Annotated in this window: 13 protein-coding genes, 16 tRNA genes and 3 rRNA genes; 7 read left to right on the forward strand and 25 right to left on the reverse strand. The window is 44.1% G+C overall.

The window, feature by feature from the left end:
* Positions 1–439: 439 nt before the first annotated feature.
* Positions 440–1,735, forward strand: coding sequence for a homocysteine synthase (locus tag ACSSTM_RS07575; RefSeq protein ID WP_420735058.1), 1,296 nt, complete (start codon positions 440–442; stop codon positions 1,733–1,735).
* A gap of 237 nt (positions 1,736–1,972) precedes the next feature.
* Here ACSSTM_RS07575 and lepB read toward each other — a convergent pair whose 3' ends face one another.
* A complete protein-coding gene (lepB, locus tag ACSSTM_RS07580; RefSeq protein ID WP_034663827.1) occupies positions 1,973–2,539 on the reverse strand; it encodes a signal peptidase I in 567 nt (188 codons plus the stop codon).
* 155 nt (positions 2,540–2,694) lie between these two features.
* Positions 2,695–4,635: an LTA synthase family protein gene (locus tag ACSSTM_RS07585; protein ID WP_034663829.1), complete on the reverse strand. Its 1,941-nt coding sequence runs from the start codon at positions 4,633–4,635 to the stop codon at positions 2,695–2,697.
* A 536-nt stretch (positions 4,636–5,171) separates the two neighbouring features.
* Between ACSSTM_RS07585 and ACSSTM_RS07590 the strand changes: the two genes are divergently transcribed.
* The 5 genes from ACSSTM_RS07590 to ACSSTM_RS07610 all read left to right on the forward strand — a co-directional run bounded on the left by ACSSTM_RS07590 (position 5,172) and on the right by ACSSTM_RS07610 (position 7,950).
* Positions 5,172–5,975, forward strand: a complete 804-nt coding sequence (locus tag ACSSTM_RS07590; RefSeq protein WP_034663831.1) for a DUF2262 domain-containing protein — start codon at positions 5,172–5,174, stop codon at positions 5,973–5,975.
* Positions 5,976–5,997: 22 nt separating this feature from the next.
* Positions 5,998–6,681: a DUF1963 domain-containing protein gene (locus tag ACSSTM_RS07595; RefSeq protein WP_420735091.1), complete on the forward strand. Its 684-nt coding sequence runs from the start codon at positions 5,998–6,000 to the stop codon at positions 6,679–6,681.
* Positions 6,682–6,746: 65 nt separating this feature from the next.
* Positions 6,747–7,016 (forward strand): hypothetical protein, encoded by a 270-nt coding sequence (locus ACSSTM_RS07600; protein WP_034663836.1) that lies wholly within the window; start codon positions 6,747–6,749, stop codon positions 7,014–7,016.
* A 128-nt stretch (positions 7,017–7,144) separates the two neighbouring features.
* Positions 7,145–7,336 carry a hypothetical protein gene (locus ACSSTM_RS07605; protein WP_437404113.1) on the forward strand — a complete coding sequence of 64 codons (192 nt, stop codon included), beginning with the start codon at positions 7,145–7,147 and terminating at the stop codon, positions 7,334–7,336.
* 68 nt (positions 7,337–7,404) lie between these two features.
* On the forward strand, positions 7,405–7,950 hold the full coding sequence (locus ACSSTM_RS07610) for a histidine phosphatase family protein (protein ID WP_420735057.1): 546 nt from the start codon (positions 7,405–7,407) through the stop codon (positions 7,948–7,950).
* 34 nt (positions 7,951–7,984) lie between these two features.
* Here ACSSTM_RS07610 and ACSSTM_RS07615 read toward each other — a convergent pair whose 3' ends face one another.
* The 21 genes from ACSSTM_RS07615 to ACSSTM_RS07715 all read right to left on the reverse strand — a co-directional run bounded on the left by ACSSTM_RS07615 (position 7,985) and on the right by ACSSTM_RS07715 (position 16,765).
* Positions 7,985–8,689, reverse strand: a complete 705-nt coding sequence (locus ACSSTM_RS07615; protein ID WP_034663843.1) for a hypothetical protein — start codon at positions 8,687–8,689, stop codon at positions 7,985–7,987.
* Between the two features lie 513 nt (positions 8,690–9,202).
* A tRNA-Leu gene (locus tag ACSSTM_RS07620) sits at positions 9,203–9,284 on the reverse strand.
* Positions 9,285–9,322: 38 nt separating this feature from the next.
* Positions 9,323–9,411: transfer RNA gene (locus ACSSTM_RS07625), tRNA-Leu, on the reverse strand.
* A gap of 14 nt (positions 9,412–9,425) precedes the next feature.
* Positions 9,426–9,496 (reverse strand) — tRNA-Cys (locus ACSSTM_RS07630).
* A gap of 5 nt (positions 9,497–9,501) precedes the next feature.
* Positions 9,502–9,576: transfer RNA gene (locus ACSSTM_RS07635), tRNA-Gly, on the reverse strand.
* A gap of 7 nt (positions 9,577–9,583) precedes the next feature.
* Positions 9,584–9,655, reverse strand: a tRNA-Gln gene (locus ACSSTM_RS07640).
* Positions 9,656–9,664: 9 nt separating this feature from the next.
* A tRNA-His gene (locus tag ACSSTM_RS07645) sits at positions 9,665–9,740 on the reverse strand.
* Positions 9,741–9,772: 32 nt separating this feature from the next.
* Positions 9,773–9,846 (reverse strand) — tRNA-Trp (locus ACSSTM_RS07650).
* A gap of 13 nt (positions 9,847–9,859) precedes the next feature.
* A tRNA-Tyr gene (locus tag ACSSTM_RS07655) sits at positions 9,860–9,944 on the reverse strand.
* Between the two features lie 15 nt (positions 9,945–9,959).
* Positions 9,960–10,032: transfer RNA gene (locus ACSSTM_RS07660), tRNA-Thr, on the reverse strand.
* A 6-nt stretch (positions 10,033–10,038) separates the two neighbouring features.
* A tRNA-Phe gene (locus tag ACSSTM_RS07665) sits at positions 10,039–10,114 on the reverse strand.
* Positions 10,115–10,132: 18 nt separating this feature from the next.
* A tRNA-Asp gene (locus tag ACSSTM_RS07670) sits at positions 10,133–10,209 on the reverse strand.
* 4 nt (positions 10,210–10,213) lie between these two features.
* Positions 10,214–10,290: transfer RNA gene (locus tag ACSSTM_RS07675), tRNA-Met, on the reverse strand.
* Between the two features lie 15 nt (positions 10,291–10,305).
* Positions 10,306–10,381 (reverse strand) — tRNA-Val (locus ACSSTM_RS07680).
* A gap of 31 nt (positions 10,382–10,412) precedes the next feature.
* Positions 10,413–10,487: transfer RNA gene (locus tag ACSSTM_RS07685), tRNA-Glu, on the reverse strand.
* Positions 10,488–10,504: 17 nt separating this feature from the next.
* Positions 10,505–10,595: transfer RNA gene (locus ACSSTM_RS07690), tRNA-Ser, on the reverse strand.
* Between the two features lie 4 nt (positions 10,596–10,599).
* Positions 10,600–10,674, reverse strand: a tRNA-Asn gene (locus ACSSTM_RS07695).
* A gap of 9 nt (positions 10,675–10,683) precedes the next feature.
* Positions 10,684–10,799, reverse strand: a 5S ribosomal RNA gene (gene rrf / locus ACSSTM_RS07700).
* A gap of 109 nt (positions 10,800–10,908) precedes the next feature.
* Positions 10,909–13,839, reverse strand: a 23S ribosomal RNA gene (locus tag ACSSTM_RS07705).
* A 182-nt stretch (positions 13,840–14,021) separates the two neighbouring features.
* Positions 14,022–15,570: ribosomal RNA gene (locus ACSSTM_RS07710) — 16S ribosomal RNA — on the reverse strand.
* The 16S, 23S and 5S rRNA genes sit together here with 16 tRNA genes alongside, the layout of an rRNA operon.
* Positions 15,571–15,886: 316 nt before the next feature.
* Positions 15,887–16,765 carry a nucleotidyltransferase-like protein gene (locus ACSSTM_RS07715; protein WP_034664951.1) on the reverse strand — a complete coding sequence of 293 codons (879 nt, stop codon included), beginning with the start codon at positions 16,763–16,765 and terminating at the stop codon, positions 15,887–15,889.
* Positions 16,766–16,954: 189 nt separating this feature from the next.
* Between ACSSTM_RS07715 and ACSSTM_RS07720 the strand changes: the two genes are divergently transcribed.
* On the forward strand, positions 16,955–17,302 hold the full coding sequence (locus ACSSTM_RS07720) for a YgzB family protein (protein ID WP_003217804.1): 348 nt from the start codon (positions 16,955–16,957) through the stop codon (positions 17,300–17,302).
* Positions 17,303–17,336: 34 nt separating this feature from the next.
* Here ACSSTM_RS07720 and perR read toward each other — a convergent pair whose 3' ends face one another.
* Both perR and bcp read right to left on the reverse strand, forming a co-directional pair.
* Positions 17,337–17,774 carry a peroxide-responsive transcriptional repressor PerR gene (gene perR / locus ACSSTM_RS07725; protein WP_012009347.1) on the reverse strand — a complete coding sequence of 146 codons (438 nt, stop codon included), beginning with the start codon at positions 17,772–17,774 and terminating at the stop codon, positions 17,337–17,339.
* A 157-nt stretch (positions 17,775–17,931) separates the two neighbouring features.
* A complete protein-coding gene (gene bcp / locus ACSSTM_RS07730; RefSeq protein WP_034664955.1) occupies positions 17,932–18,399 on the reverse strand; it encodes a thioredoxin-dependent thiol peroxidase in 468 nt (155 codons plus the stop codon).
* Between the last annotated feature and the right edge of the window lie 2 nt (positions 18,400–18,401).

Consider the following 18,401-nt stretch of genomic DNA (forward strand, 5'->3'; position numbering starts at 1 on the left):
ATACAAGAGAGATCATTGGGAAAAAAGCCCTTGCCTTCTTGAGTAACATCCAACATATGACACGCTCCTTTCTATGAAAAAGCAACCTACAGCATAGGCTTTCCCCATGATTCCACCAGCTGGCATTCTTTGTGCTTCAAATTAGATTAATCGCTTATAGAATTCATCTAAAACGATGGCGAGCATGATCTTTTCAAACAACACTTGAATGATTTGCTGCTTTCTAAAAAAACTGATCCGCACTCTCTAATGAAACAATCTCTCTTTTCACCAACATATACACCCTTCCAATTGAAATAAAAAAGTCCATCAACTTTATTGATTATTTTTTCAGATTTATCTAAAAAATGATTGACCAAGCATGAAACAAGATTTATAGTCTTATTAAATATTTCTTATCAAAGTAGTTGGTTTTATCTAACAAAAGGAGGATACACACATGTCAGAAGAACGTCCATTCCGTTTAGAAACAAAAGCCATTCACGCAGGTCAGGAGCTTGATTCAGCAACCTATTCAAGAGCCGTGCCTATTTACCAAACAAGCTCTTTCGGTTTTAGAGATAGTGAGCATGCGGCGAATTTATTTGGACTGCAGGAACCCGGAAATATTTATTCTCGCATTATGAACCCTACAAATGACGTCTTTGAAAAACGGATCGCTGAGCTTGAGGGCGGCATTGGTGCACTTGCTGTCTCTTCTGGACAAGCAGCGACAACTTATTCTATTTTAAACATTGCAGGAGCTGGTGACGAAATTGTATCCTCCAGCAGCCTTTATGGAGGCACGTACAATTTATTTGCCCATACACTCAAAAAGCTCGGCATTACAGTGAAATTTGTTGATTCATCCAACTTGGCAGAACTCGAAGCAGCGATTACAGACAAAACGAAGGCAGTGTATGCAGAAAGCATTGGGAATCCTAAAGGCGACATTCTACATATTGAAGCCGTCTCGGCCATTGCACACAAGCACCATATTCCGCTTATTGTGGACAATACGCTCGCAAGCCCCTATTTATTAAGACCGATCGAGTTTGGTGCAGACATTGTCGTCCATTCCGCTACGAAATTCATTGGCGGTCATGGTACATCAATCGGCGGTGTCATTGTCGATAGCGGCCAGTTTCCTTGGGCTGACAGTGATAAGTTCAAAGGGCTGACTGAACCAGATCCAAGTTATCACGGTCTGACGTATACCGAAGCAATTGGAGAAGCCGCTTATATCACAAAAGCACGTGTACAGCTCTTGCGGGATTTAGGGGCTGCCCTGTCTCCATTTAACTCATTTTTACTTCTGCAAGGCCTAGAAACTTTGCATCTGCGTCTCGAGCGTCATAGTGAAAATGCATTAAAAACAGCGCAATTTTTACAAGATCACCCTCTTGTAGATTGGGTAAGCTACCCAGGTCTTGAAAGCCATGAATCTTATGAGCTTGCTCAAACGTATTTGCCAAAAGGACAAGGCGCCATTCTCACATTCGGTATTAAAGGTGGACGAGTAGCTGGTAAAAAGCTCATTGATTCCGTTAAGCTTTTCTCACACCTTGCAAATGTGGGCGATTCCAAATCACTGATTATTCATCCTGCCAGCACAACACATCAACAATTAAGTGAAGCAGAACAAAAAGCGACAGGCGTCACACCAGAACTCATTCGTTTATCTGTTGGAACAGAAGCGATTGAAGACATCCTTGCAGATCTTGAACAGGCGATCACAAAAAGCCAGGCTGAATGAAATAGAAAAAGCACACCTCTGTGTGCTTTCAGCGTGTAGACAAACCTTCGCATTCTTTGTCAGTCCTGCGCTCCGGTGCTCACGAATATTTAATTCGCTCCGCTTCGATGCTCGTTCTTCCTAGACTTCAAAGGCTTTCTATCACGCTGAATAAAGACAAAGGGCTAAAATAAAGTTCATTTTAGCCCTTTGTCAACAATCTGAAGCACACCTCTGTGTGCTTTTTTTTATGAGTCATTAATCATTGAGTAGTCGAATGTCTTGGAAAGGGTAAAACACAAATGAAGTGGTTCCTTGAATATCACTCTTTGTAAAAAGACCTAAGCCATTACGGCTGTCCATTGAGTTTTGACGATTGTCACCCATGACAAAATACTTTCCTTTTGGAACGGTAAGAGGACCAAAATCAGGTGTCAGCAAGGTCCCATCTGCGGCTGCTTTCTTTTTGTTTGACGCTAAGTAAGGCTCCGCCACTTTTTGTCCATTGACATATAGCTGGTCATTTTTCATTTCAATTTTATCACCGGGTAAACCAATTAATCGTTTTACATAATGAGTGCTGCGATCTTCCCCATCAAGAACAATGATCTGTCCCCGTTTGTAATCGCCGAAGTAATCAACCGTTTTATTCACAAAAACCCGCTCTGTATTATGCAGTGTTGGATCCATAGAGGTTCCTTTTACAATATACGGTGCGAATAAAAAGTTACGAATGATAAAAACAGCAATGAATGCGATTAAGATGGCTTTGAACCAGCCCCATAATTCTGATTTCTTTTTTTGTGTTTTTGTATTTGTTGTCATAAGCTCCTCCTGAAATCCCCTAGGACGAAATGAGTTCCGCCAGCTGCACGCCAGCATCACGCTTGTATCACCCTAAATATAAACATATTTTGCCAACAAATCAAGCGGTGAGAGAGAAAAAGGCAAGCACCCTTCTGTGCTTGCCCAAAACTCAGTTACTTAGCAGAAGAATCCTCTTCTTTTTCTTTTGATTTACCATAGAAATAATCAGATGGATTCACTGGTTTAAAGTCAGACAGCTTATGGAATCGAAGAAGATCCCTATAAAGCACTTTATCTGAAAGGCTTAACTGATTATCGACACGGGCTTTAATCGCCTCTGTCTTTTTATTTTGTTTCACAACTTTACCTGTTTTTGTATCGTAGACAGTGTTATCTACAAGTGTATATTTTGGTGTCACATAGTTTCCGTTACGGAATGCAACAGTTTGATCATGCTTCTTAGAGAATAGATCTGTTCCAAAATTCACATACTCATTTGAATCAATACCTTGTAAGTGAAGAAGCGTAGGCATCACGTCTACTTCACCACCATACGTATGGTTCACGCCGCCCTGTTTGCCAGGAATACGAATCATGAGTGGTACACGCTGGTTTTGTGCATTTTGATAAGGTGTAATTTCTTTCCCTTGAATTTCGCTCATTGCACGGTTATGGTTTTCAGAAATACCGTTGTGATCACCATATAATAAAATTACCGAGTCTTTATACATACCTGATTTTTTCAAGTCTTTAAAGAATTGCTCTAATGACTCATCTAGATATCTTGCTGTTTGGAAGTAGTTATCTACTGTTTTGTCACCAGTTGTTGCCTTAGCAATTGTCGCATCTTTTTCATCTAAATTAAATGGATAGTGATTAGTCAATGTCATTAAATGTGCATAAAATGGCTTTTTCATTGATTCTAGCATCGGGATTGATTCTTTGAAGAATGGTTTATCCTTCAGACCCATATTCACAAGATTTTCTTCATCCATGTTGTAATATGAAGCATCGAAGAATTGATCATATCCCATATGCTTATAAATCGTGTCACGGTTCCAGAAAGATTTATAGTCCCCGTGAAGCACTGCGCTCGTATAGCCTGCTTTTTGATCTAGGATGGCAGGGAGTGATTGGTAAGTATTTTCACCTTTTGTCACAAACGCTGCTCCCTCTGGCAAGCCGAACATACTATTATCCATCATTAGCTCAGCATCAGCTGTCTTTCCTTGACCTGTCTGATGGAAGAAGTTGTCGAAATACGTAAAATCCTCTTTACCATGAGCTAGTTTGTTTAAAAACGGCGTCACTTCTTCTCCATTTAGTTTGTAGTCAATTAAGAAAGACTGGAAGCTTTCTAAATGGATTTTAATGATGTTTTTCCCTTTTGCTTTACCAAAATACTCTGCGTTTGGCTTCGCATAGTGAGAAGCCGTATAGTTTACAACATCCGTTAAATCTTCACTGCTCGCATTTGCTACCTGTGTTGCATTTTGTGCTGATTGTACTCCGTCATAAATCGTATAATTATAAACACCTAAGTATTTGACAACATACTTGTGATCAAATGTTCTTGTTAATAATTCTGGACGGTCCTTTTCAGCTAAATGAAGATTTACAAAAAACAGTCCTACACCTGCAGCCACAATCAGCAGTGCAAATGTCTTTTTCATTTGGAATTTCTTCACTTCTGGTCTCCAAATCACAATCGCAATCAAGATAATGATATCAAGGAAATACAAAAGGTCATGCGGCTTAATACTAGATAATACACCGCCAGTCATGCCTCCTCCAAGATTGCCTGCTTGCTTCATTGTGGAGAAAGTCAAAAAGTCATCAAAGAAACGGTAGTACGCTACATTCGCATATAAAAGTGCGGTCATAATAAAGTCAATAACAATTAAAACAATGGCAGATTTACGACCCTTCAAAAAGAGAGCCAGTCCCAAAAACACAATGGCTGAACTAAATGGATTTAATAAGAGAAGCCCCTCTTGAAAAGAACCTTTCACTCCTAAATTAAAGTCCATTTTGTAGGCAGCGTACGATTTCGCCCAAAATAAAAGGACAGCCAATACAAAAAAGCTATATTTGTTCGCAAATATTTTTTTCATAAAACCTCTTCTTTCTTAGTTATCGTTCTGATATAAATGAAATCATAAAAAATTTACATTGATTTTGCAAATGTAAATCTTCTTCACCAAGCATTCCGATGCTCTGTTTCCGCCGGATATATGTGCTCCTTTAATATAACGTATGAGAAGCTTCAAAGGTTTCAAAAAAAAATACGAGTAAATAAAAGGAAAAATATCCATTTACACTTCATTTACACACACTTCATGTTTTAGTGGATGAAGAAGGGTTTGTAAATCACTCAGTACTACTTTACTTTTTTCATCTATTCGTGTCAAAGTAATTATAAAGAAAAGGAAGAATCACCTAGGCCTTTCGACTCTTTCACCTAAATTTATACAAAATTCAATACATAATCCATTTGTTTTTTATTGTGACTCACCCTCCAGCAATCCATGTATTTTCTCTCCCTCTGTCAATCTAAAAAAGTTTTAAGCAAAAAAAAGCTTGATTTCTCCTCCTGATGTGCGGTGTGATAAAGATATAGATTTTCAAAAAGCAGGCTGGAGGACATCACATGAAGAATAACAAACAAATAAGCGCATTTAAAGAAAGATTTTCAGAAGAAATAGATCACATCATTGCTGTCACAGGACCTTCAGGAGTAGGCGCAGGAAAAACCGGACAGGAATCTCTTTGGACCGCTTCTATTCCACTGATTGCATGGAAGGAAAAAGACCTCATCACAACCGAAAACATAAGGCTCTGCTGGTTAACAGATGAAGAGGGCTTGCGGGAAAAGCAGGCACAATTACATAAAGAATCAATCGTGACACTTCAGGTCCGAAAAGGTGAAGGTGAGTTCATGCTTGTATCACTCATCGATACAGATACACAGGATCAAGAGCTTCAAGAGATACGAGAAGAAGCTCAAAAACCTGTCTTTTACCATGATGACATGCTGGGCACCTTTGAATTAGTGAAAGGACTAGACTTATTTGAAACAACGATCCAATGGAGCAATCAAGAGTGCCTGATCTACTTCAACCTCGAAGAAGATGAAAAAGTAAACGACTCTCTTCGAACCGCTAGACAACTCATGGAAGAGCAGACCACATGGAACTCTTCCATTAAATCATTTGCAGCAAATCAACTGATTGAACTAGCTAAAAACTGGCAGGCACAAGATGACTCCGCTGAAAAACAAGAAGAGCTCACACTGGATCAATTTATGAGCCGCATCTCACTCGAAAGCCTGCATGCTTACCCAGATGGAGAGTTTGAAGTCTACTGTCATGACGGTGATTTATTTTGGGGACATGTCATCATTGTCACAGGCAACATCAATGGCACGTTTCAAGATGCCCACATTGCAGGCTAAAGATTGAGGGATAAGTAATGGGATAAAGGCTTTTCACGAATTAGAACAACTAGGAAAAACACCCGTCGTGGCTAAGATTGGCGGTTTTCGTCCTGATCCAGCAGCACACAGCTGGTTTGCCGGTCATTTCTTCATCCACCCCGATCATGGCTGGCCAGCAGATCAAGATGATGTCATGATTCCAATCTTACAAATTTATTTACCTGAAGTGCCAGGAGGAATGAACGGATGCAATGAATGTAAGATGATTCAAATCTTTCTTAATCAGAAAGCACTTCCGATTGATATCACCAAAAACGGCGAAGGCTGGAAGCTTATTGAATACGCAACTATGGAAGGATTCGAAGTAGTTGAGACTCCTGAAGAAGTTCGGGGGCTCAAACCCTTTCAAATTCAATGGAATGAAAATGAGCAAAAGGACTACCCTTGCTGGGGAAAAGCGTGGTCATATGTTGATTTATCAGAAGTAAATGAAAGTGAGGAAGCGACAGAACACTTCTTTAAGCAATACGCAAATTATTCATTCACAAAAATCGATGGATATGGCGCATATATTCAATCCCCACCCCGTCATCAACCAGGAGAATTCATGCTGCAAATCGCCTCAGAAGAAAAACCTCGGTTCATGATTGGTGATAACGGCACGATGTATTTCTATTACGACAAAGACAAAAAAGAATGGTTGATGCACTGGGATTGTTTTTAAAGGTTTATTGAATGAAACCTTGCCTCCTTCTAATCGTAGGAAAAATATGGAATTAGGAAACCAACATGGGATTCATTTTCGATATCTTTTCACTTGCTGTGTATATCCCTTTTCTACAGGTAGATGAAGAGGATATCTCTAGAAATGCAGCACATCTCAAAAAATTCAGCTGGTTTCACACGTTATTAAATGATCCAACTTTCAGGAATCTCATCATTTATCATCCAGATGTCAGACAAGTCATTGGCAGATGTAACACGGATAAACTCCATCACAAGCGATACAACTTAAAATGCGAACGTAAAGTGCTGAAAGCATTACGTCGTGCTATGTAAATGTACAAAAAGAGCCGCACTTTCCTGTGGCTCTTTTCATCGTTCTCTAAGAAAACATTTGACGCCTGGACAACTCTCCCCGTATATTATGTATAAATCCATCTTTTTCATAGAAAAGGGGGCTTTACATGTGCTTGTTTAAGTACTGGAGAAAAAAGCAGCCTAAACAGCAGGTCACTTCAGAAAAGCAAGAAGACAGCATCCCAATCAACTTCTCCACACTTCCCTTTGGCACAGACACCGTAGACGATTTTTTGTTCAACTTAGACCTAACCTCGAAGCTAACAGATCCCTATAAAGAAACAGATCCGAACAAATGAACCTAGACCTTCATGAATCCTCATCCAATCCTGGATGATTTTTTTATACTCGATGAGAGATGTGCCCCATGAAAACATATTATATCGTCAGACATTGCCAAGCAAATGGACAATCCGAGGATGCGTCTTTAACGCCACAAGGCATCGCACAATCTCACGAACTAGCACAGTTCTTTTCCGGTATCCACCTCAATCAGATCATCTCAAGTCCTTATAAACGAGCGATCCAAACCACTGAGCCCCTTGCTCATGTGAAACAGCTCGAGATACAAATTGATCAGCGTCTTTCTGAACGTGTGTTAAGCAGCAAACCAATGGACGATTGGTATGAGAAACTAAAGCTCAGTTTTTCGGACTTACATATGACCTGTGAAGGCGGAGAATCGAGCCAAGAAGCGATGAACCGTATTGTAGAGGCACTCTATGAACAAATAAATTTAGGAAAAGATCATACCTTATTCGCCACACATGGCAATATTATGAGCCTGCTTCTAAAACACGCCGATCCCACGATTGGAATCAAGGAGTGGGATCAGCTAAGCAATCCAGATGTCTATGTTCTGCAATATTTTAGACCAGATCATGTAGAAATAAAGCGAATATGGCATAAGTAAAAAAACGGCAGAATGAATTCTGCCGTTTCCTCATCTATTGATGATAATAAAATGCCTCTACCCACTCATAGGGCTTCTTACGCTCCGCACACCATTTCATAAAGCCTCTTGTCTCCGTCTGCTGAAATTCCTTCCAATCCGATAAAAGCTGGTTATAGTAGACCGAATGTTTTTCAACATTGGTACGAATCCTCTTATCTTCAATCAGTGTCATGACATCTTCAATGCCCTGAATTCGCTCTTGATCTTTCTCATAGGTGCTTAAATAAAGATCTTCATGTATATGATGAAACGAATACCATAAGGCCGATAGATAGGTTTCACAAATTTGAACTATCACACGCTGCTCCTTGCTGCCTCCAAGCTCTAGTGCCTTCAATAAGTAAGGCAGCCCTTCTCCCTGATGCACAAACAAGCCTTGCCAGCGATACGGTCTCACATCCATTGGATCAACCTTCTCCCACTCTTGCAAAACAGGCTGAATCACCTCATTTACCAATGGAAACACAAGCAAATGATGACCATCCTCAAACCGTTCAATCCACTCAAACAGCCAAGCAACAAATACACGCTTTGCTTCAACCTCGTTCTCCTTCATCTCCGCAATAAAGGACTGAAGAACTTTAAGCGCATCTTTACGCAGACCCTGCTCTTTTCTCTCACAGTACTGTCTAAAAAGCGGATAATCTCGTGATCCCTCGTCTTCAATGATGGTCTGTAATATCGTCTTCGTTTGCAAGATAACAACTCCGCCCCTCTAAATTCATTCTATTTATCTCCTATAGCCAATTGTAATGTCCACATGAAACAGTACAAAGATGAGAAGCTCTTATTTATTGAAACAAAACTAGATTCCTTAACGTTGATTCACCCAATCTATATAACGCTTTTGAATCACTTCTTTGATTTTATCGTAGTTCTCCCAACGATCTTCAACATGATACACGCTTTCAGCTGCTGAGAATGTCTCCCCGTAGTCATCTAAACACAAGCCATGTTCAAAATCGAGATAATCCTAGGCGAATTCATTTCCTTCAGCATTTAGCATATTCTATTGGTCCTTCTTATTTCAAGGGAGGCAGCTACACGCTCTGCTTGATAAGAGTGGTATAACGCCTAACTGCTGTTGCAAAATTTTCTAATAAGTTTATATTTTCATCTAAATAACTCGTTTTAACCACAAAAAAACGTTTCACCACAATGGTGAAACGTTAGGCTGACGGTAAAAACCGATCATGAAACTTTTAATAGATACCGGTGGCCGGGGTCGAACCGGCACTCCGTGAGGAACACGATTTTGAGTCGTGCGCGTCTGCCAATTCCGCCACACCGGCATGATCATTAAAGAGCGCAACTTATTATAAAAAAACAATGGTGCCGAGGGCCGGACTTGAACCGGCACGGTAGTCACCTACCGCAGGATTTTAAGTCCTGTGTGTCTGCCAATTCCACCACCCCGGCAGTCTTTTCAAAAAAGGCGACACCCGGATTTGAACCGGGGATAAAGGTTTTGCAGACCTCTGCCTTACCACTTGGCTATGCCGCCATTATTGGAGCGGAAGACGGGATTCGAACCCGCGACCCCCACCTTGGCAAGGTGGTGTTCTACCACTGAACTACTTCCGCAAATTAACTGGGCTAGCTGGATTCGAACCAACGCATGACGGAGTCAAAGTCCGTTGCCTTACCGCTTGGCTATAGCCCAATAATAAAATGGGGCGATTGATGGGAATCGAACCCACGAGTGCCAGAGCCACAATCTGGTGCGTTAACCACTTCGCCACAACCGCCATAGATATGTTATGAATCATATTAAGAAAATTGGCAGGGGCAGTAGGAATCGAACCCACACCGGAGGTTTTGGAGACCTCTGTTCTACCTTTAAACTATGCCCCTATGAAAACAAAAATGGTGGAGGGGGGCGGATTCGAACCGCCGAACCCGGAGGGAGCGGATTTACAGTCCGCCGCGTTTAGCCACTTCGCTACCCCTCCACATTTGAAAAACAGTGCCGGCAAGAGGACTTGAACCCCCAACCTACTGATTACAAGTCAGTTGCTCTACCAATTGAGCTACACCGGCAAATAGTGGTGGCTCGGGACGGAATCGAACCGCCGACACACGGATTTTCAGTCCGTTGCTCTACCAACTGAGCTACCGAGCCAAGTATTCTTTTTAAAAATGGCGGTCCGGACGGGACTCGAACCCGCGACCTCCTGCGTGACAGGCAGGCATTCTAACCAACTGAACTACCGGACCATTTTGGTTGCGGGGGCAGGATTTGAACCTGCGACCTTCGGGTTATGAGCCCGACGAGCTACCGAACTGCTCCACCCCGCGACGATATAAAAGATATGGTGGAGGATGACGGGCTCGAACCGCCGACCCTCTGCTTGTAAGGCAGATGCTCTCCCAGCTGAGCTAATCCTCCGAATAAAAATACTGGTGTATATTCTATAAAATGGTGACCCGTACGGGATTCGAACCCGTGTTACCGCCGTGAAAGGGCGGTGTCTTAACCGCTTGACCAACGGGCCCTTTATTATGTAAATTGTGGCGGAGAGCAAGGGATTCGAACCCTTGAGACGGGGTTACCGCCTACACGATTTCCAATCGTGCTCCTTCGGCCACTCGGACAGCTCTCCAAATTGGCTCCGCAGGTAGGATTCGAACCTACGACCGATCGGTTAACAGCCGATAGCTCTACCACTGAGCTACTGCGGAATGAAGAAAGCCTGGCGATGTCCTACTCTCACAGGGGGAGACCCCCAACTACCATCGGCGCTGAAGAGCTTAACTTCCGTGTTCGGTATGGGAACGGGTGTGACCTCTTCGCCATCATCACCAGACAATTTAGTGACAAAAGATATTATACTATGTATTGAAAATAAATCAAGAGATATTTTAAAAATGTTCTCTCAAAACTAGATAACAATGTTCATGCTTCACATTAGAATATAGGTTAAGTCCTCGATCTATTAGTATCTGTCAGCTCCACGTGTCACCACGCTTCCACCTCAGACCTATCAACCTGATCATCTTTCAGGGATCTTACTTCCTTGCGGAATGGGAAATCTCATCTTGAGGGGGGCTTCATGCTTAGATGCTTTCAGCACTTATCCCGTCCGCACATAGCTACCCAGCGATGCCCTTGGCAGAACAACTGGTACACCAGCGGTGCGTCCATCCCGGTCCTCTCGTACTAAGGACAGCTCCTCTCAAATTTCCTGCGCCCGCGACGGATAGGGACCGAACTGTCTCACGACGTTCTGAACCCAGCTCGCGTACCGCTTTAATGGGCGAACAGCCCAACCCTTGGGACCGACTACAGCCCCAGGATGCGATGAGCCGACATCGAGGTGCCAAACCTCCCCGTCGATGTGGACTCTTGGGGGAGATAAGCCTGTTATCCCCGGGGTAGCTTTTATCCGTTGAGCGATGGCCCTTCCATGCGGAACCACCGGATCACTAAGCCCGACTTTCGTCCCTGCTCGACTTGTAGGTCTCGCAGTCAAGCTCCCTTGTGCCTTTACACTCTGCGAATGATTTCCAACCATTCTGAGGGAACCTTTGGGCGCCTCCGTTACATTTTAGGAGGCGACCGCCCCAGTCAAACTGCCCACCTGACACTGTCTCCCTGCCCGATAAGGGCAGCGGGTTAGAAGGTCAATACAGCCAGGGTAGTATCCCACCGATGCCTCCACCGAAGCTAGCGCTCCGGTTTCCAAGGCTCCTACCTATCCTGTACAAGCTGTACCAACATTCAATATCAGGCTGCAGTAAAGCTCCACGGGGTCTTTCCGTCCTGTCGCGGGTAACCTGCATCTTCACAGGTACTATAATTTCACCGAGTCTCTCGTTGAGACAGTGCCCAGATCGTTGCGCCTTTCGTGCGGGTCGGAACTTACCCGACAAGGAATTTCGCTACCTTAGGACCGTTATAGTTACGGCCGCCGTTTACTGGGGCTTCAATTCGCACCTTCGCTTACGCTAAGCGCTCCTCTTAACCTTCCAGCACCGGGCAGGCGTCAGCCCCTATACTTCGCCTTACGGCTTCGCAGAGACCTGTGTTTTTGCTAAACAGTCGCCTGGGCCTATTCACTGCGGCTTCTCAGGGCTTTAACACCCTAAGAAGCACCCCTTCTCCCGAAGTTACGGGGTCATTTTGCCGAGTTCCTTAACGAGAGTTCTCTCGATCACCTTAGGATTCTCTCCTCGCCTACCTGTGTCGGTTTGCGGTACGGGCACCTCTCACCTCGCTAGAGGCTTTTCTTGGCAGTGTGGAATCAGGAACTTCGCTACTAAATTTCGCTCGCCATCACAGCTCAGCCTTTACGGGAAACGGATTTGCCTATTTCCCAGCCTAACTGCTTGGACGCGGATATCCAATACCGCGCTTACCCTATCCTCCTGCGTCCCCCCATTGCTCAAATGGTGAGGAGGTGGTACAGGAATATCAACCTGTTGTCCATCGCCTACGCCTTTCGGCCTCGGCTTAGGTCCCGACTAACCCTGAGCGGACGAGCCTTCCTCAGGAAACCTTAGGCATTCGGTGGACGGGATTCTCACCCGTCTTTCGCTACTCATACCGGCATTCTCACTTCTAAGCGCTCCACCAGTCCTTCCGGTCTGACTTCACAGCACTTAGAACGCTCTCCTACCACTGTTCGTAAGAACAGTCCGCAGCTTCGGTGATACGTTTAGCCCCGGTACATTTTCGGCGCAGAGTCACTCGACCAGTGAGCTATTACGCACTCTTTAAATGGTGGCTGCTTCTAAGCCAACATCCTGGTTGTCTAAGCAACTCCACATCCTTTTCCACTTAACGTATACTTTGGGACCTTAGCTGGCGGTCTGGGCTGTTTCCCTTTCGACTACGGATCTTATCACTCGCAGTCTGACTCCCAAGGATAAGTCATCGGCATTCGGAGTTTGACTGAATTCGGTAACCCGGTAGGGGCCCCTAGTCCAATCAGTGCTCTACCTCCGAGACTCTTACCTTGAGGCTAGCCCTAAAGCTATTTCGGAGAGAACCAGCTATCTCCAGGTTCGATTGGCATTTCACCCCTACCCACACCTCATCCCCGCACTTTTCAACGTGCGTGGGTTCGGGCCTCCATTCAGTGTTACCTGAACTTCACCCTGGACATGGGTAGATCACCTGGTTTCGGGTCTACGACCACGTACTCATGCGCCCTATTCAGACTCGCTTTCGCTGCGGCTCCGCATCTTCTGCTTAACCTTGCACGGGATCGTAACTCGCCGGTTCATTCTACAAAAGGCACGCCATCACCCATTAACGGGCTCTGACTACTTGTAGGCACACGGTTTCAGGATCTATTTCACTCCCCTTCCGGGGTGCTTTTCACCTTTCCCTCACGGTACTGGTTCACTATCGGTCACTAGGGAGTATTTAGCCTTGGGAGATGGTCCTCCCGGATTCCGACGGAATTTCACGTGTTCCGCCGTACTCAGGATCCACTCTGGAGAGAACAACATTTCAGTTACAGGGCTGTTACCTTCTTTGGCGGGCCTTTCCAGACCTCTTCGCTTATATCATTCCTTTGTAACTCCGTATAGAGTGTCCTACAACCCCAAGAGGCAAGCCTCTTGGTTTGGGCTGTTCCCGTTTCGCTCGCCGCTACTCAGGGAATCGCATTTGCTTTCTCTTCCTCCGGGTACTTAGATGTTTCAGTTCCCCGGGTATGCCTTCTCATACTCTATGTATTCAAGTATGGATACTACTCCATTACGAGCAGTGGGTTTCCCCATTCGGAAATCTCCGGATCAAAGCTTGCTTACAGCTCCCCGAAGCATATCGGTGTTCGTCCCGTCCTTCATCGGCTCCTAGTGCCAAGGCATCCACCGTGCGCCCTTTCTAACTTAACCATTTCTTACTTTAGAAAGAATCACTATGTGTGATGAACTTTGCATTGCATTCAATGTGAATGTATTACTTATTGTTATCTAGTTTTCAAAGAACAATCCTGTCTCGCTAGAGACATGTTTTGAAGGAATGATCCTTCAAAACTAAACAAGACGAAAACGCACGCTGCTCCATATATCCTTAGAAAGGAGGTGATCCAGCCGCACCTTCCGATACGGCTACCTTGTTACGACTTCACCCCAATCATCTGCCCCACCTTCGGCGGCTGGCTCCATAAAGGTTACCTCACCGACTTCGGGTGTTGCAAACTCTCGTGGTGTGACGGGCGGTGTGTACAAGGCCCGGGAACGTATTCACCGCGGCATGCTGATCCGCGATTACTAGCGATTCCAGCTTCACGCAGTCGAGTTGCAGACTGCGATCCGAACTGAGAACAGATTTATGGGATTGGCTAAACCTTGCGGTCTCGCAGCCCTTTGTTCTGTCCATTGTAGCACGTGTGTAGCCCAGGTCATAAGGGGCATGATGATTTGACGTCATCCCCACCTTCCTCCGGTTTGTCACCGGCAGTCACCTTAGAGTGCCCAACTAAATGCTGGCAACTAAGATCAAGGGTTGCGCTCGTTGCGGGACTTAACCCAACATCTCACGACACGAGCTGACGACAACCATGCACCACCTGTCACTCTGTCCCCGAAGGGAAAGCCCTATCTCTAGGGTTGTCAGAGGATGTCAAGACCTGGTAAGGTTCTTCGCGTTGCTTCGAATTAAACCACATGCTCCACCGCTTGTGCGGGCCCCCGTCAATTCCTTTGAGTTTCAGTCTTGCGACCGTACTCCCCAGGCGGAGTGCTTAATGCGTTAGCTGCAGCACTAAGGGGCGGAAACCCCCTAACACTTAGCACTCATCGTTTACGGCGTGGACTACCAGGGTATCTAATCCTGTTCGCTCCCCACGCTTTCGCTCCTCAGCGTCAGTTACAGACCAGAGAGTCGCCTTCGCCACTGGTGTTCCTCCACATCTCTACGCATTTCACCGCTACACGTGGAATTCCACTCTCCTCTTCTGCACTCAAGTTTCCCAGTTTCCAATGACCCTCCCCGGTTGAGCCGGGGGCTTTCACATCAGACTTAAGAAACCGCCTGCGAGCCCTTTACGCCCAATAATTCCGGACAACGCTTGCCACCTACGTATTACCGCGGCTGCTGGCACGTAGTTAGCCGTGGCTTTCTGGTTAGGTACCGTCAAGGTGCGAGCAGTTACTCTCGCACTTGTTCTTCCCTAACAACAGAGCTTTACGATCCGAAAACCTTCATCACTCACGCGGCGTTGCTCCGTCAGACTTTCGTCCATTGCGGAAGATTCCCTACTGCTGCCTCCCGTAGGAGTCTGGGCCGTGTCTCAGTCCCAGTGTGGCCGATCACCCTCTCAGGTCGGCTACGCATCGTCGCCTTGGTGAGCCATTACCCCACCAACTAGCTAATGCGCCGCGGGTCCATCTGTAAGTGACAGCCGAAACCGTCTTTCATCCTTGAACCATGCGGTTCAAGGAACTATCCGGTATTAGCTCCGGTTTCCCGGAGTTATCCCAGTCTTACAGGCAGGTTACCCACGTGTTACTCACCCGTCCGCCGCTAACATCCGGGAGCAAGCTCCCTTCTGTCCGCTCGACTTGCATGTATTAGGCACGCCGCCAGCGTTCGTCCTGAGCCAGGATCAAACTCTCCGAGGTATGCAGGATGCATATCACACATGCGTTGCTACACGATGTAGCGAACTTAGCATGTGATCATTTCCTGCCTCGCCAGTTTGACTGACTACCTATGATGTATCATAGGATTTTTTTATAAAAACTCGAATTAACAGGTACGTTTTGTCTTGTTTAGTTTTCAAAGATCATCTTCATTGTCGCTCAGAGGCGACTTTCTCAATATAACATTTCGGCGCTGTGTGCGTCAAGTGTTTTTTAGAATTTCTTTTTGTCAGCTTTTCTTTCAAAGCAACTTGGTTGCTCGTTAGCGACGTATAATAATATACCATCATAATATTCATGCGTCAATATCTTTTTTCACAAAATATCCTCGATGATAGATTTTTTGTCCCTTTGTCTCAATCGGCTCCACCTGAACAATTCCTTTTTCCACAAAGAAATCAATCATGACGCTAAGGTCAGGCGTGAAATACTTGAGATCAGGATGCGCGAGAAGCTCGCCAAAAAGCCATATATCTTGCTGTTCCATGACATGACGCAAATGAGCGGCACCAATTTCTGCTTTTGAATGGATCAAAAAATCATTTGCTAAAAATAAAAGTTCCAAACGCTTATGCAGACTTTCGTGGCTTTCAATGAGTTCTGAATAAAGTTTATATACTTCCGGTTCCATATGACGCACCTGATTCCAAACTGTCACTTCTGGGTGGAAGCCTTTATCGATCACTTCAATACGTGCCAAATGATGCAGAGCATGCACAATTGAATTATATGCATCAAGGAATTGATTTGACTCAAAAAATGCTTTTCCTTCTATATATCTGCGAATGAGCTTGCCGTATTCTAAACCGATTTTAAGTTTGCGGTTTGAAAAGGGGAATGTACTCAGTTCATCAATCAAGTTGAAAATATATTCATTTCGATCAAATAGGACTTTCCCATTCAAAATCCAATCAATGATTCGGCGGTTAGTGCCGAGGGTAATCCATTCCTTCAGCTGATCATCTGTGACAACATTTAAAGAAGCTGTTTGGTGATCGGATTCATAGTGCTTGATAAATAACGGCTCTTCCGCTTCTTTTACAATGACTAGAAGTGCTGCATCAAAGTTATCCGTCTCAGAAGATACTTTGTGTCTTCTTTCTACTATAATCACAGCTAATGTGTCTGGATGGCTTGCTCTCTCTTGATAAATAGGACGGAGAAGATTTTCCATAGTGATTCCTCCAATACTCGGGTGTAAAGTTCTTCTCTAATGCTATGTATTTCTCCTCATAGAATCAAAATTCCTTCAATACAAGAAAAAAGATCATTGAATCATTATAAGCAATTTATTCACAAAACTCTATAACTAATTCAAACGGAAAGGTAAAATGTGCTATATTGGAGACAAGGGGGACTAGGGATGGCGAAATACTCCAGTAAAATTAATAAAATCAGAACATTTGCACTTAGTTTGGTTTTTGTTGGCTTTCTGATCATGTATATCGGTGTGTTCTTCAAGGAATCGATTTGGCTGTCGACTTTCTTTATGCTGCTCGGCGTCTTATCGATCGGATTGAGTACAGTGGTTTACTTTTGGATCGGTATGCTTTCTACAAAGGCAGTGCGTGTTGTTTGTCCAGGCTGTGAGAAGGAAACAAAAGTGCTTGGGCGGGTGGATATGTGCATGCATTGCAGAGAGCCGCTTACACTCGATCCAGCATTAGAAGGCAAAGAGTTTGATGAATCCTACAATCGAAAAAAGTCATAAAAAAAGCTGACCATTTAACCGGTCAGCTTTTTCATTAATGATTTTCTTTTTTCGCACATTCTTGACAAGTTCCATAGATCTCCAAGCGATGATGACTGACTTTAAAGCCCGTCACATGGGATGCAAGCTGTTCAACTTCATCAAGGCCAGGATAATGAAAGTCCACTATTTTTCCGCAGTTTTCACAAATCGCATGGTAATGGTCAGATGTCGCAAAATCAAATCGGCTTGAGGAATCACCGTACGTTAATTCCTTTACTAATCCAGATTCCCGGAAGACTCGTAAATTGTTGTAAACCGTTGCGACACTCATGTTTGGAAATTTTCCTTCAAGTGCTTTATATATATCGTCCGCGGTTGGGTGAGTCATAGAATTTACGAGAAACTCCAAGATGGCATGGCGCTGCGGAGTAATTCGAACACCGGTTTCTTTTAAAGCATCTAAAGCGTCTTTTAGTTCGTGAGCAGCCATTTCATCATGCACCTCTCTTCAAAAATATTCTTATATTATAATCTTTATAAATAGTGTACCCCCAGAGCCGAATCTTTGTCAATTACAATCCTCTTTTTTACCTATTCTTCTTCACAAAAAAGACCGGCATGTCTGCCGATCTCATCCTGTGATGATATTAAGCGTGAGCTTTCAGTTCCTCAAGCGCTTCTTCTACGTGGTCTTTCACCTTGACTTTTCGCCATTCTTTCACAAGCGTTCCTTCTTTATTAATAAGAAACGTTGAACGTTCAATGCCCATGTATTCTTTGCCAAAGTTCTTTTTCAGCTTCCATACCCCAAAGGCTTCAGACAATTTCTGTTCATCGTCTACAAGAAGCAGGAACGGTAAATCATGTTTTTCTTTAAACTTTTGGTGCTTGTCCTGACTGTCTGGGCTTACGCCGATAATGACAGCATCTAATTCTGCAAAGCTTTGATGGCGATCGCGGAAATCACATGCTTCTGTTGTACAGCCTGGTGTCATATCTTTTGGATAGAAATAAAGGACAATATGTTTTCCTTTAAAGTCAGAAAGCTTTACTTTCTCCCCGTTGTCACCGGTTAATTCGATTTCAGGTACTTGCTGGCCTATTTCGATTGTCATGA

The organism is Bacillus sp. RK1064 (assembly GCF_051488405.1).
GTDB lineage: Bacteria > Bacillota > Bacilli > Bacillales > Bacillaceae > Bacillus.

Coding starts and splice junctions, on each gene's coding strand:
- ACSSTM_RS07575 (WP_420735058.1), top strand. CDS start 440: ATGTCAGAAGAACGTCCATTCCGTTTAGAAACAAAAGCCATTCACGCA.
- lepB (WP_034663827.1), bottom strand. CDS start 2,539: ATGACAACAAATACAAAAACACAAAAAAAGAAATCAGAATTATGGGGC.
- ACSSTM_RS07585 (WP_034663829.1), bottom strand. CDS start 4,635: ATGAAAAAAATATTTGCGAACAAATATAGCTTTTTTGTATTGGCTGTC.
- ACSSTM_RS07590 (WP_034663831.1), top strand. CDS start 5,172: ATGAAGAATAACAAACAAATAAGCGCATTTAAAGAAAGATTTTCAGAA.
- ACSSTM_RS07600 (WP_034663836.1), top strand. CDS start 6,747: ATGGGATTCATTTTCGATATCTTTTCACTTGCTGTGTATATCCCTTTT.
- ACSSTM_RS07605 (WP_437404113.1), top strand. CDS start 7,145: ATGTGCTTGTTTAAGTACTGGAGAAAAAAGCAGCCTAAACAGCAGGTC.
- ACSSTM_RS07610 (WP_420735057.1), top strand. CDS start 7,405: ATGAAAACATATTATATCGTCAGACATTGCCAAGCAAATGGACAATCC.
- ACSSTM_RS07715 (WP_034664951.1), bottom strand. CDS start 16,765: ATGGAAAATCTTCTCCGTCCTATTTATCAAGAGAGAGCAAGCCATCCA.
- ACSSTM_RS07720 (WP_003217804.1), top strand. CDS start 16,955: ATGGCGAAATACTCCAGTAAAATTAATAAAATCAGAACATTTGCACTT.
- perR (WP_012009347.1), bottom strand. CDS start 17,774: ATGGCTGCTCACGAACTAAAAGACGCTTTAGATGCTTTAAAAGAAACC.
- bcp (WP_034664955.1), bottom strand. CDS start 18,399: ATGACAATCGAAATAGGCCAGCAAGTACCTGAAATCGAATTAACCGGT.